The organism is Polaribacter sp. Asnod1-A03 (assembly GCF_045063585.1).
In the GTDB taxonomy this organism is placed as follows: Bacteria; Bacteroidota; Bacteroidia; order Flavobacteriales; family Flavobacteriaceae; genus Polaribacter.
Genome location: NZ_JBEFOE010000009.1, coordinates 3,218,189 through 3,229,853, shown reverse-complemented (window position 1 = coordinate 3,229,853; position 11,665 = coordinate 3,218,189). Strand labels below are relative to the sequence as shown.

General features: G+C 28.2%; 11 protein-coding genes. 10 read left to right on the top strand and 1 reads right to left on the bottom strand.

All coding sequences use genetic code 11. The annotated features are described in order from the left end of the window. Positions 1-124 precede the first annotated feature (124 nt). The gene (locus ACJJVY_RS14415) at positions 125-1,177 is read left to right on the top strand and encodes a flavin-containing monooxygenase (RefSeq protein WP_405610241.1); all 1,053 of its coding nucleotides are present in this window, start codon (positions 125-127) and stop codon (positions 1,175-1,177) included. A gap of 20 nt (positions 1,178-1,197) precedes the next feature. Here ACJJVY_RS14415 and ACJJVY_RS14410 read toward each other — a convergent pair whose 3' ends face one another. Further along, positions 1,198-3,261, bottom strand: a complete 2,064-nt coding sequence (locus tag ACJJVY_RS14410; protein ID WP_405610238.1) for a prolyl oligopeptidase family protein — start codon at positions 3,259-3,261, stop codon at positions 1,198-1,200. 126 nt (positions 3,262-3,387) lie between these two features. Between ACJJVY_RS14410 and trxA the strand changes: the two genes are divergently transcribed. From trxA to ACJJVY_RS14365, 9 genes are all read left to right on the top strand, one after another. Continuing rightward, positions 3,388-3,747: a thioredoxin gene (gene trxA, locus ACJJVY_RS14405; RefSeq protein WP_405610235.1), complete on the top strand. Its 360-nt coding sequence runs from the start codon at positions 3,388-3,390 to the stop codon at positions 3,745-3,747. Positions 3,748-4,046: 299 nt separating this feature from the next. Next, positions 4,047-4,385 carry a PadR family transcriptional regulator gene (locus tag ACJJVY_RS14400; RefSeq protein ID WP_165731545.1) on the top strand — a complete coding sequence of 113 codons (339 nt, stop codon included), beginning with the start codon at positions 4,047-4,049 and terminating at the stop codon, positions 4,383-4,385. A gap of 1 nt (position 4,386) precedes the next feature. Further along, the gene (locus ACJJVY_RS14395) at positions 4,387-5,046 is read left to right on the top strand and encodes a hypothetical protein (RefSeq protein ID WP_405610231.1); all 660 of its coding nucleotides are present in this window, start codon (positions 4,387-4,389) and stop codon (positions 5,044-5,046) included. A gap of 4 nt (positions 5,047-5,050) precedes the next feature. Further along, entirely contained in the window at positions 5,051-5,698 is a 648-nt protein-coding gene (locus tag ACJJVY_RS14390; protein ID WP_405610228.1) for a hypothetical protein, read from the top strand. A 3-nt stretch (positions 5,699-5,701) separates the two neighbouring features. Further along, complete coding sequence (locus ACJJVY_RS14385; protein ID WP_405610225.1) at positions 5,702-6,379, top strand: hypothetical protein; 678 nt, start codon at positions 5,702-5,704, stop codon at positions 6,377-6,379. 2 nt (positions 6,380-6,381) lie between these two features. Then, positions 6,382-7,089, top strand: coding sequence for a hypothetical protein (locus ACJJVY_RS14380; RefSeq protein ID WP_405610222.1), 708 nt, complete (start codon positions 6,382-6,384; stop codon positions 7,087-7,089). A gap of 51 nt (positions 7,090-7,140) precedes the next feature. Then, positions 7,141-8,607 (top strand): DUF5687 family protein, encoded by a 1,467-nt coding sequence (locus ACJJVY_RS14375; protein ID WP_405610219.1) that lies wholly within the window; start codon positions 7,141-7,143, stop codon positions 8,605-8,607. Positions 8,608-8,613: 6 nt separating this feature from the next. After that, positions 8,614-9,309, top strand: a complete 696-nt coding sequence (locus ACJJVY_RS14370) for an ABC transporter ATP-binding protein (RefSeq protein ID WP_405610216.1) — start codon at positions 8,614-8,616, stop codon at positions 9,307-9,309. A 107-nt stretch (positions 9,310-9,416) separates the two neighbouring features. Further along, complete coding sequence (locus ACJJVY_RS14365) at positions 9,417-11,663, top strand: tetratricopeptide repeat protein (RefSeq protein WP_405610213.1); 2,247 nt, start codon at positions 9,417-9,419, stop codon at positions 11,661-11,663. Positions 11,664-11,665 lie beyond the last annotated feature (2 nt).

Genomic DNA, 11,665 nt, shown 5'->3' with positions numbered 1-11,665 from the left:
TAACAACTGATTATCAAAGGTAAGGAAATGTTTTTTGTATAATGTGTTGATAAAACACGAACTAACTTAATATTTGTATTGTCATTTTTGTAATTATAGTAGCTTTGTTTTTATAAAATTGTTTATGAAGGATTATATAATTATAGGAGCAGGACAATCTGGACTTGCAATTGCTTACCATTTAACCAAACAAAACGCAAATTTTTTAATTGTTGATGCAAATAAAGAAACTGGCGCACCTTGGTTAAAAAGATGGGATTCTCTAAAATTATTTACACCTTCGGAGTTTAATAGTTTACCTGGAATGGATTTTCCGCATAAAAAAGGACATTATGCAAACAAATATGAAGTTGCCGATTATTTGAAATCTTATGTTACTAAATTTAAGATTCCTATTGAATTTAATCATCGAGTAACTTCTTTAAAAAAAGAAAACGATTTTTTTATCTTAACATGTAAAAACAAAAACTTTAAAGCTAAAAATGTAATTATTGCCACAGGTCCTTTTCATAAACCATTTACACCTAATTGTCATAAAAAAGTATCAAAAGATATTTTTCAAATTCATAGCGAACATTATAAAAGTCCAAATCAACTACAAAAAGGTGCAACTTTAGTTGTTGGTGCTGGAGATTCTGGCGTTCAAATTTTAAATGAAATTTCTAAAACGAATAAAAAAGTCTATTTTTCTGGTAACACAGATATTGTTTCGCTACCGCAAGAATTTTTAGGAAAAACATTATGGTGGTGGTTTCGTAAAATTGGTTTTTTAACAGCTAATAAATATTCTTTTATAGGAAAAAAATTAAGCAATAGCGGTCAGCCAGTTATTGGTACAGATGTAAAAACCTTGTTTAAAAAAGAGAATATTACTTGCGTGGGTAGAACGTTAGACGCAAATGAAGAAACGATTATTTTTGAGAAACAAAAAGTACACGACATTAAAAATATTGTTTGGGCAACAGGCTTTAAACCTAACTTTAATTGGATTGAAAATATAGAGTTAGATGAAAATCAATATCCTAAAAATTATAGAGGTGTAAGCGAAATGGAAGGTTTGTATTTTATTGGTTTGCCTTGGTTGTACACAAGAGGTTCTGCTACTTTGGGAGGCGTAAAAAAAGACGCAAAATATCTATGTAACTATATTGCTAAAAAAGAAAAAGATAGTCAATAATGTAGCTACCTTTTTTAAATTTATTTTTTCGCCTTTGGCGGATTTGGTAATTCTTTAAATCCCATATTGAATAACGTAAATCCAAAAATATCTGCAAATTGCTCTATGGTTTTTGCAACCGGAGTTCCGGCTCCATGGCCAGCATTTGTTTCTATTCTTATTAAAGTAGGATTTTTCCCCGTTTGTTTTTCTTGCAATTCTGCTGCAAATTTAAAACTATGTGCTGGTACAACTCTATCATCATGATCTCCTGTGGTTATTAAAGTTGCCGGATATTTTATACCCTTTTTTACGTTATGTACTGGCGAATATCCTTTTAAATATTCAAACATTTCTTTATTGTCATTTGCGGTTCCGTAATCATAAGCCCATCCTGCGCCAGCAGTAAATGTATGATAACGCAACATGTCTAAAACACCAACTGCTGCTAAAGCAACTTTTGCTAACGTTGGTTTTTGTGTTAAAACTGCGCCTACTAAAAGTCCGCCATTTGAACCGCCACGAATTGCTAAAAATTCTGATGAAGTATATTTTTTGTCGATTAAAAACTCGGCAGCAGCAATAAAATCATCAAAAACATTTTGCTTTTTTAATTGCGTTCCGGCATCGTGCCATTTTTTACCATATTCTCCTCCGCCTCGTAAATTTGCAACTGCGTAAATTCCGCCTTGTTCCATCCAAACTACGTTTGCAATGCTAAAAGAAGGAGTTAAACTGATGTTGAAACCTCCATAACCATATATAATAGTCGGATTTTTTCCATCCAAATTCAATCCTTTTTTGTGAGTAATAATCATTGGTATTTTGGTTCCGTCTTTAGACGAATAAAAAACTTGTTTACTCACATAATCATCCGTATTAAAAGCAACTTTTGGTTTCCAATAAGATTGATACGTGCCATCTTTTGGGTTGAATTTATACGAAGAATTTGGCGTATTATAATTGGTAAAAGAAAAATACAATTCTTTGGTTTTTGTTTTTCCGCTAAAACCATTTGCAGAACCAATTCCAGGTAAATTGATTTCTCTAATCAATTCTCCATCAAAATTATATTGTAAAACTTTAGAAACTGCGTCTACCATATAATGCGCAAACAAATAATTTGCACCAGTAGAAATACTTAAAACATGGTCTGTTTCGGGTATAAAGTTTTGCCAATTTTCTGGAGTAGGGTTTGCAAAATCTACGATAACAATTTTTTTATTGGGTGCATTTAAATTGGTTACTAAAAACAGTTTATGGTCTTTGTTATCAATAATATAGGTGTCACTTTCTACGGTTTCTATAATTGGTTTTAATTTACTGTTTTCTTCGGATACATCTTTAATAAATAACTTGTTTCCAGAAGTAGAAACTTGTGCAGTAACTATTAAATATTTGTAGTCTTCTGTAAGATAACCGCCAACATATCTGTGTTTTTCTGATGGAATTTCACCAAAAATAACAATATCTTCTTTTTGAGAAGTTCCTAATTTATGATAATATAATTTGTGTTGATCTGTTTTTGCAGACAACTCACTTCCGTCTGGTTTATCGTAACTAGAATAGTAAAAACCTTCGTTCTTAAACCAAGAAATTCCAGAGAATTTTACATCAACCAAAACAGCTTCTTTTTGCGTTTTAGAAACAACATCAATAATGATAATTTTACGCCAATCAGAACCTCCTTCAGAAATAGAATAGGCAGCTGTTTTTCCATCCTCAGAAAAACTTAACGCACCCAAAGAAGTTGTTCCGTCTTCAGAAAAAGTGTTTGGATCTAAAAAAACTTCGGGTTCTGCATTGTCTTTTGTTCTGTAAATAACATTTTGATTTTGTAATCCATTATTTTTAGAAAAATAAGTGTAATTTCCTTCTATAAAAGGAGTTCCTATTTTTTCATAATTCCATAATTCTGACAAACGATTTTTGAGTTGTTTTCTGTATGAAATCTGATCTAAATAGTTAAAAGTAACTTTGTTTTGCGCTTTTACCCAAGCTTCAGTTTCTGGACTTTTATCATCTTCTAACCATCTGTAATTGTCTACAACATCAACATCGAAATAAGAATCTACAACTGGTTTTTTATTTGTTTTTGGATACATAACTTACTTTTATCAAACATTAAAAGTAAGACAACCTTTTTTAGATTTTGTCTTTTTAGTCAATAATTAACAGTTTGTAATTATCAACCTAAAAAAACGACTACTTTTGTGTAAAACAGATTTATTATGACAGAAAACTTAACGAAAGCAACCTTTTTAGAAAAGGTGTTTAATTTTGAAGAAAATAAAGATTGGAAATTTGAAGGAGATAAGCCGGTTTTAATCGATTTTTATGCAGATTGGTGTGGACCTTGTAAAGCATTGGCTCCTGTTTTAGAAGTTTTATCGGAAGAATATAAAGGTAAAATAGATATTTATAAAATTGATACCGAAGCAGAACAAGAATTATCTGCTGCATTTGGTATTAGAAGTATTCCGTCTATGTTATTTTGTCCTGCAGAAGGGCAGCCACAAATGGCAAACGGCGCTTTACCAAAAGCTGAATTAGAACGCATTATTGCAGATGTTTTAAAAGTAGAAAAGTAAGAAAAAGTACTTTTAAAAGTTTATAAAAAAAATCCTGAGTTTTTAAAACTTAGGATTTTTTTTATTTAAAAACTTATACATAAGATTCTAATGTATAAGAAAATTATGTATATTTGGTGGCAAGGTTAAAGGTAATTGTCAGTTCGAGTGATTTTAAGTAGAAATGAAAACGGAGATTTAAAATTGTATCGAGAACACAATGGCTTTTAAAAGACTTCTCGATACAATTTCGATATAAAATCGAAATCACTCGAAGTGACATTGAAAATAAAAAATTAAATACGATTACACATCAAAAAATGGGAAATCAGAAATTATATAAAGGTTCTTTACAAACCATCATTTTAAAATTATTAGAAACCAATGATAAAATGTATGGCTATGAAATTACGCAGAAAGTAAAAGAATTAACAAAAGGCGAATTAAAAATTACCGAAGGTGCTTTGTATCCTGCATTGCACAAATTAGAAGCCGATGGTTTGCTAGATGTAGAGGTTGCAAAAGTGGGTAACAGACTAAGAAAATATTACAAACTTACAGAAAGTGGTACTAAAGAAACCGCCAACAAGTTGGATGAAATGCAAGAATTTTTAAGAACCATGCAGCAATTGGTGAATCCTAAATTAAGTTTGGAGTAATATGGAAAAGCGCTATGAAATAACCCAAAAACAATTGAATTTTTTAAATGATTTTTTAAAAAGAAAAAAAAGATTCTCTGACCCGGAAGATTTATATGAACTTATGGATCATGTAATTTTAGATTTTGAAGCAACTACAAGAAATGGAAATTTATCTCAGTATTTAGGAGAGCACTCTAGTTTTATTTATAATTATAAAGGAAGTTGTAAAAGCAAAGAAAGTACTATTCATTGGAGATATCAAAAAGAATTATGGCAAATATTTTTTAGTTTCTTTTATCGATTAAAGTATCTTCCAATAACAATTTTAACAATTCTGGTATTTTATTTTTTATTTTTAAAAATTAACCTGTCAACTAAAACTTTAGGAGTAACATTTATTTTAGTAATTACTGTTCCTGCAATTTTTGGGATTATTCTAACATATCATAAAAATAAAACGGTAAGAAAATTAGTACCTTTTAAGTACTTGGCTAATGTAATGTCTTTGCCAAGTATGTTTTTATATCTTTTTTCACCCATTTCAGATTTTTTAAAGGAGAATAGAATTTTATTTTTTTTATATGTTTTAATAGCTTTTGGATTGCATATTTCTGGTGTTTTATTGATTTCTGAAAAAAGAAAAAACATTTTAGAAAAATACAAACACTTGTTAAACTAATGTTATGGAATTAACAAAAGAACAATTACAAAAAGTAGAACATTATTTATATGTAAAACACATTACTTATATAGATTTAAGGATGGAGGTTTTAGATCATGTTGTGACTGAAATTGAAGAAATAATGCGTAAAGAAAATGTTACTTTTCACAATGCATTTGCAACTACAAAACAAAACTGGAATCCACAATTAAAAGAGACAACAAGTATGTTTTTTGGTTTGGGTTTTTGTGCACCTAAAATTGTAATTCAAAAAGCAAAAAAAGTGTATTGGAAACAATATGTGTTTTTATTAGCATCTTATTTTTTACCATTCTTGCTGTTAACTCATTTTAAATTTAAAATAGAAAACCCAACAGAATATAGTTCTTTTATTCTTTTTAAAGGAGTTGTAGTTTTAAGTTTTATGGCTTTTATTTATATGTTGATTTTTAGAAATTATAAAATAGAAACTACTTATGGTTTTATTTTAAAAGCTCAAAGTTTGGGAGCTTTTACAGGTTTAATTGTTTTGGCAATGTTTTTTACACGATTAAGAGAGTTAAACGGAATTAATATAGGTATGTTTTGTTCTTATGTTTATATGACTATTAGTTATTTCCATTTCTACGAAAAACACAAAGAAGCTATCAAAAAATATAAAATTTCATAAACGATGGAATTATCAAAAGAACAACTTTTACAAATAGACAATTACATTTTTTCTTGCGGCATAAAATATTATGATGTTAAAGCAGAAATTGTAGATCATTTTGCTAATATTTTAGAAGAAAAGTTAGAGGCAAATCCTTATTTAGATTTTAAAAGGGAAATTGAAAATATTCATAAGAATTTTAGCGATAGCGGTTTTAGCAAACTTTTAAAAGAGAAAACAAAATCTGTCCACAAAAAGTTTTACAAACAGTCTTTAAAACATTTAATTACGTTTTTTAAACTTCCTAGAATTTTAATTTCTGCAGGTTTATTTTATACTTTGTTTTTGTGGATGAATTTGTTTGAGGATAAAAAAGATTTTTTCTTTTGGGTTTATTCCTCTTTACTATTTGTTACAGTACTAATTTTTTATCAAAATTGGAAAACAAGCAGACAAAATAAAAAGACTTTTTTGATTTTAAATAAAACTAATAACTTTTTACAAATAATAAACTTTTCATCAATATTATTTAATTCAATTACAAATTTTAGAAGTGAAGAGAGTTTTTTAAATCCAATTTATAATAATATTCAGTTAGCAATTTTTGTCTTGTTATTGTTGTTTTATTGGTCTGGAGAATATGTTTTTTATCAAAACAAAAAATTGGTAAAAGAACAATATCCAAATGTAATTGTATAAAAATGAAACTAACAGAAAGTCAAATAGAAGAACTCTACAAGTTCACGAGAAAACACTACGTATATCATTATGATGTACAAACAGAATTGGTAGATCATTTAGCAAATGATATTGAAGAAATTTGGGAAGAAAACCTCAATTTGTCATTTGATGATGCTCGTGATATATCGTTTAAAAAATTCGGAATTTTTGGTTTTATGGATGTAATTGAAGCCAAACAAAAACAAATGAATAAACGTTATTTTAAGATAATGTGGCGTTTTTTTAGAGAATGGTTTACGTTTCCAAAAGTGGTAACAACCTTAGGTCTTTATTTTTTATTTTTTTGTATCCTTAAAATGCCATATGCTAAATATATTTTGTTGAGCTTATTACTTATTTTGGTGATTTTTGATTTAAGAAAACAAACTATTGCTAGAAAAAATCAGAAAAGGAAAACTAATAAAGAGGAAAAGATATTTTTGTTAGAAGAAATGATTAGTGGAGCAAGAAACAGTTTTTCAGGACTTTTATTTATTAACGTTTTTAATATGATGAATGCTTTTAGAGTTTCTTTTAATTCTATGGAAAACCATTGGTTATTTCTTATTTCATTTTCTTTAACTGTAGTTGTTCTTTTGTTTTATGTAACTGGTTTTTTAATTCCTCAAAAAGCAGAAGAACTGTTGCAAGAAACGTATCCAGAATATAAATTGGTAAAAAATTTGTAACAAAATCTATTTTTAAACTACTTATTATCAATCAAACTAAAAAACCTACTTATGATTTCTCGTTTTTTAAATTTAGAATGGAAACAGTTTTTTCGATCTGCTTCTTTCGGAAAAAGTATTTTTCTAAATATTCTTCTGGTGTTCTTTGCACTCTATTTTATAGTTTCTTTTTTAGTACTTGGTGTTGGTGGTTTTTACATTCTTAAAGAACAATTTCCAGAAAAAGATCCTTTAGTTTTGGTGAATTCTTATTTGTTGTTTGCTATTGTTGCCGATTTAATTTTTAGGTACATCATGCAAAAATTACCAGTAATGAATATAAAACCATTTCTTATTTTGCCAATAAAAAGAGACAAAATTGTTCATTTTATTTTAGTAAAATCATCCGTTTCTTTTTTTAACATTATGGGATTGTTCTTTTACGTTCCGTTTGCGATTGTTTTAATTAAAGAAGGATACAATGTTGCAGGAGTATTGGGTTGGTTAGCAAGTATGGTTTTAATTATTCAATCATCTAATTTTTTAAATTTTTTAATCAATAAAAATAATATCGCCTTTGGCGGATTAATAACTTTATTAGTTGGTGGTTATTTAGTAGAACATTTTCAACTTTTTAATTTAGCAGGTCTTGTTGGTAAAGGTTTCGATTTTGTTTATCAAACCCCAATTGTAGCTCTAGTGTTTTTAATACTCTTAATTGTACTTTATATTACAAATTACAAACAGTTAAAAAATGAAGTGTATTTAGATGCTTTAATCTCAGAAAAAGTAGAACAAGCAAACGCATCAGACTTATCTTTTGCGGATAGGTTAGGAGATTTAGCACCTTTTATTAAAAATGATTTGCGTTTAATGTGGCGTAATAAACGTACAAAATCTTCTGTTTGGATGGTTGCTGTAGGTTTGCTTTATGGTTTGTTTTTCTATCCAAACCCAATGTATGCAGATAAAGAGTTTATGTTTGTTTTGGTTGGTATTTTTTCTACAGGAACTTTTTTAATCAATTTTGGACAATTTATTCCTGCTTGGGATAGTAGCTATTACAAAATGTTAATGAGTCAAAATTTTAAATACGAACGTTATTTGAAATCAAAATTTACTATTATGAGTATTAGTGTTGTTGCACTTTTTGTATTGGGTATACCTTATGTTTATTTCGGATGGAAAGTTTTAGCGGTTCATTTTGCTGCCATGATTTATAATGTTGGTGTAAATACACATGTAATTTTATATGGAGGAACTTTTAATAGGAAAAAAATAAATTTAGATGAAAAAGCAGCCTTTAATTTTCAAGGAACAGGAGCAGTGCAATGGTTAATTGGTTTACCTCTAATGATTTTTCCAATGGCAATTTTTGGTTTAATTAATTGGTTAGTTAGTTTTGAAATAGCCGCATTAATTATAGCTGTTTTAGGATTTATAGGTATTGCTTTACACAAAAAAATAATGGCTTTTATTACAAAAAAATACATTACAAATAAGTATGTAATGATTCATGCATTTAATCAAGAAAATTAAAAAAAGATGATACAAACTACTCAGCTTTCAAAAAAATACGGAAAAACAGAAGTTTTAAATATAGATACTTTACAAATTCCTACAGGTCAAAGTTTTGGTTTGGTAGGTAACAATGGAGCGGGAAAAACAACCTATTTTAATATTTTGTTAGATTTGGTTAGACCGTCTTCTGGGGCAATTGTGAGCCATGATATTCAGGTGAATGAAAGCGAAGATTGGAAAAATTTTACAGGTTCTTTTATTGATGAATCTTTTTTAATTGGATATTTAACTGCAGAAGAATACTTTGATTTTATAGGAGATTTAAGAGGTATGAATAAAGCAGATATTACAACATTTATTGCTCAATTTAAAGAGTTTTTTAATGATGAAATTATCGGAAAGAAAAAGTATTTAAGAGATTTAAGTAAAGGAAATCAGAAAAAAGTAGGAATTGTTGCTGCAATGATGGGGAATCCTAAAGTGGTAATTTTAGATGAACCTTTTGCAAATTTAGATCCAACAACACAAATTAGACTAAAAAACATCATTAAAACGCTTACAGAAAATAAAGATATTACTGTTTTAATCTCTAGTCACGATTTAACGCATGTAACAGAAGTTTGCGAGCGAATAGTTGTTTTAGATAAAGGGAATTTGGTTAAAGATATTGTAACATCTTCAGAAACTTTAAAAGAATTAGAAAGCTATTTTTCTGTATAAGCCATCGATTCTTATTTTATTGCTATTTTTACGCTTTATTATACTATTTTTAATAGAAATTAGTTTTAAACAATAGTTCTTAAGTCGTTTAATAAAGATATATCTGTGTGAAATACACCAATAAAATAATTTTAGTCACTGTTACTTTTTCAATATTACTTTCTTGTAGCACAAAAAAAGATACCTTAATTAACAGAAATTGGCACGCTCTAAATACAAAGTTTAATGTATTATTTAATGGTAAAGAGGCTTTTAAAGAAGGTGTAAATAGTATCAATGAAAATTATGAAGAAGATTGGTTTCAGCAATTACTTATAGAGCCAATTAAGTTTGAAGAAGACAAGATTTCAATTCCAACATTTAATTCTAAAATAAAATCTGGTGTAGGTTTTAATAAAAATAGCACTAAGAACCAGAAAGAGCAAGAAGAAAATAAGGCAACTACACCGTTTGGTATTGCAGAAGAAAAGGCTATAAAAGCAATCCAAAAACATGGTATGAATATAGAAGGTATAGAGCGTAATAGTCAGATTGATGACGCATATCTTCTATTAGGAAAAGCCCGTTATTACGATCAACGTTTTATACCAGCAATAGAAGCCTTTAATTATGTTATAGCTAATTATCCTTATGCAAATTTAATAAACGAAACTAAAATTTGGCGAGCAAAAGCAAACATAAGAATAGATAATGAAGAGTTTGCAATAGAATCTATGAAATTGCTTTTGCACACAAAAGATACTGTAGAGGTAGATTTACCAGAAGAAATTAAAGAACAAGGTTATACAGCTTTGGCTATGGCTTATTTAAAAGCAGATAGTTTACAACAGGCTAAAAAATATCTTGCAAAATCTACAGAAACTTTAAATAATAGAAATCAGGGAGCAAGAAATTTGTTTGTTTTAGGTCAGATTTATAGTTCAGAGAACAAAAAAGATTCCGCCTCAATTGTCTTTAAAAAAATTATCGATTTTAAAAAAGCACCATACAAGTATAAAATGCATGCCAATATAGAGTTGGCAAAAAATGCAACAACTGATTCTTCTTCTGTGGCTGTTTTAAAAAAATTGCAGAAATTAATTAAAGAAAGAGAAAATAAGGAGTATTTAGATGAATTGTACTACCAGGTAGGGACTTTGTATGAGAAAAAAGATAGTATTGGTTTAGCTGTTAATTATTACAAACAATCATTAAGAGCTGTTTCTGGTGGTGTAAAACAGAAAACTTTTACTTACGAAAAACTTGGTAACATCAATTTTAAACATTCTAATTACTTAGACGCAAGTGCTTATTACGATAGTATTTTAAGAATTGCTAAAGATACTTTAGATTTAAGAATAAGAAGAATTAAGAGAAAGCATAGAAATTTAGCATCTTTAATTCGTTATGAAAATAAGGTTATAGAAAATGATAGTATCTTAAGAATTGCTTCGCTTTCTAGAGAAGATCAAGAGGTGTTTTTTCAAAATTATATAAATAATTTAAAAAAGAAAGATGAAGAAGCTGCTCAGTTAAAATTGAATCAGCAAGCATTTGGAGGCTCTTTTGGAGGTAGTTCTTTGCAGTCTAATAATAAAGGGAAATGGTATTTCTATAATTCGCAATCATTAAGTTTTGGAAAAACTGAATTTCAAAAAATTTGGGGAAATAGAACGTTAGAAGATGATTGGAGGTGGTCTTCTAAAGTAAGCTTAGGTGTAGCTAATAAAGATTCATTGCAAGTAACTCGAAGGAATTCTCGGTATGATTTAGTAAGTTATCTTGAAACTATTCCTACAAGTCAAGGTGAGATTGATACCTTAAAATTAGATAGAAATAATGCTTTATATGAGTTAGGAGTAATTTATAAAGAACAATTTAAAGATGTAAAATTAGCCATTGAAAGATTAGAAAGAGTAGCTAGTTTAAAGCCTGTAAAGGAATTAATTTTACCAATTAATTGGCATTTATATCAAATATATACTGGCTTAGGGCAAAATATATTGGCAATTAAACACAAAGATATAATACTTACAGATTATTCTAATACTAAGTTTGCGCAAGTCATAAGAAATCCTGATCAACCAATAGAAGAAGAAATATCTGTTAATGAATTAGAAAATATATACAAAGAGATTTATTATTTATACAAACAAAATAAGTTTGAAGAAGTTGTATTAGAAATAGATAAAAAATTGCCAACAATACAGGATTCAAAATTAATTCCTAAATTTGAATTATTAAAAGCTTATGCTATAGGTAAATATAAAGATAAAGAAACTTACAAAATTGCAATGGATTTTGTAGCTGTTAGCTACGCAAATACAGAAGAAGGAAAAAAAGCAAAACAAATAGTTAATCAATTAAGTAAGTAAAA

Bases quoted from the DNA above. Each gene is read 5' to 3' on its own strand.
- trxA (WP_405610235.1), top strand. From the start codon at position 3,388: ATGACAGAAAACTTAACGAAAGCAACCTTTTTAGAAAAGGTGTTTAAT.
- ACJJVY_RS14380 (WP_405610222.1), top strand. From the start codon at position 6,382: ATGAAACTAACAGAAAGTCAAATAGAAGAACTCTACAAGTTCACGAGA.
- ACJJVY_RS14400 (WP_165731545.1), top strand. From the start codon at position 4,047: ATGGGAAATCAGAAATTATATAAAGGTTCTTTACAAACCATCATTTTA.
- ACJJVY_RS14390 (WP_405610228.1), top strand. From the start codon at position 5,051: ATGGAATTAACAAAAGAACAATTACAAAAAGTAGAACATTATTTATAT.
- ACJJVY_RS14410 (WP_405610238.1), bottom strand. From the start codon at position 3,261: ATGTATCCAAAAACAAATAAAAAACCAGTTGTAGATTCTTATTTCGAT.
- ACJJVY_RS14370 (WP_405610216.1), top strand. From the start codon at position 8,614: ATGATACAAACTACTCAGCTTTCAAAAAAATACGGAAAAACAGAAGTT.
- ACJJVY_RS14385 (WP_405610225.1), top strand. From the start codon at position 5,702: ATGGAATTATCAAAAGAACAACTTTTACAAATAGACAATTACATTTTT.
- ACJJVY_RS14395 (WP_405610231.1), top strand. From the start codon at position 4,387: ATGGAAAAGCGCTATGAAATAACCCAAAAACAATTGAATTTTTTAAAT.
- ACJJVY_RS14375 (WP_405610219.1), top strand. From the start codon at position 7,141: ATGATTTCTCGTTTTTTAAATTTAGAATGGAAACAGTTTTTTCGATCT.
- ACJJVY_RS14415 (WP_405610241.1), top strand. From the start codon at position 125: ATGAAGGATTATATAATTATAGGAGCAGGACAATCTGGACTTGCAATT.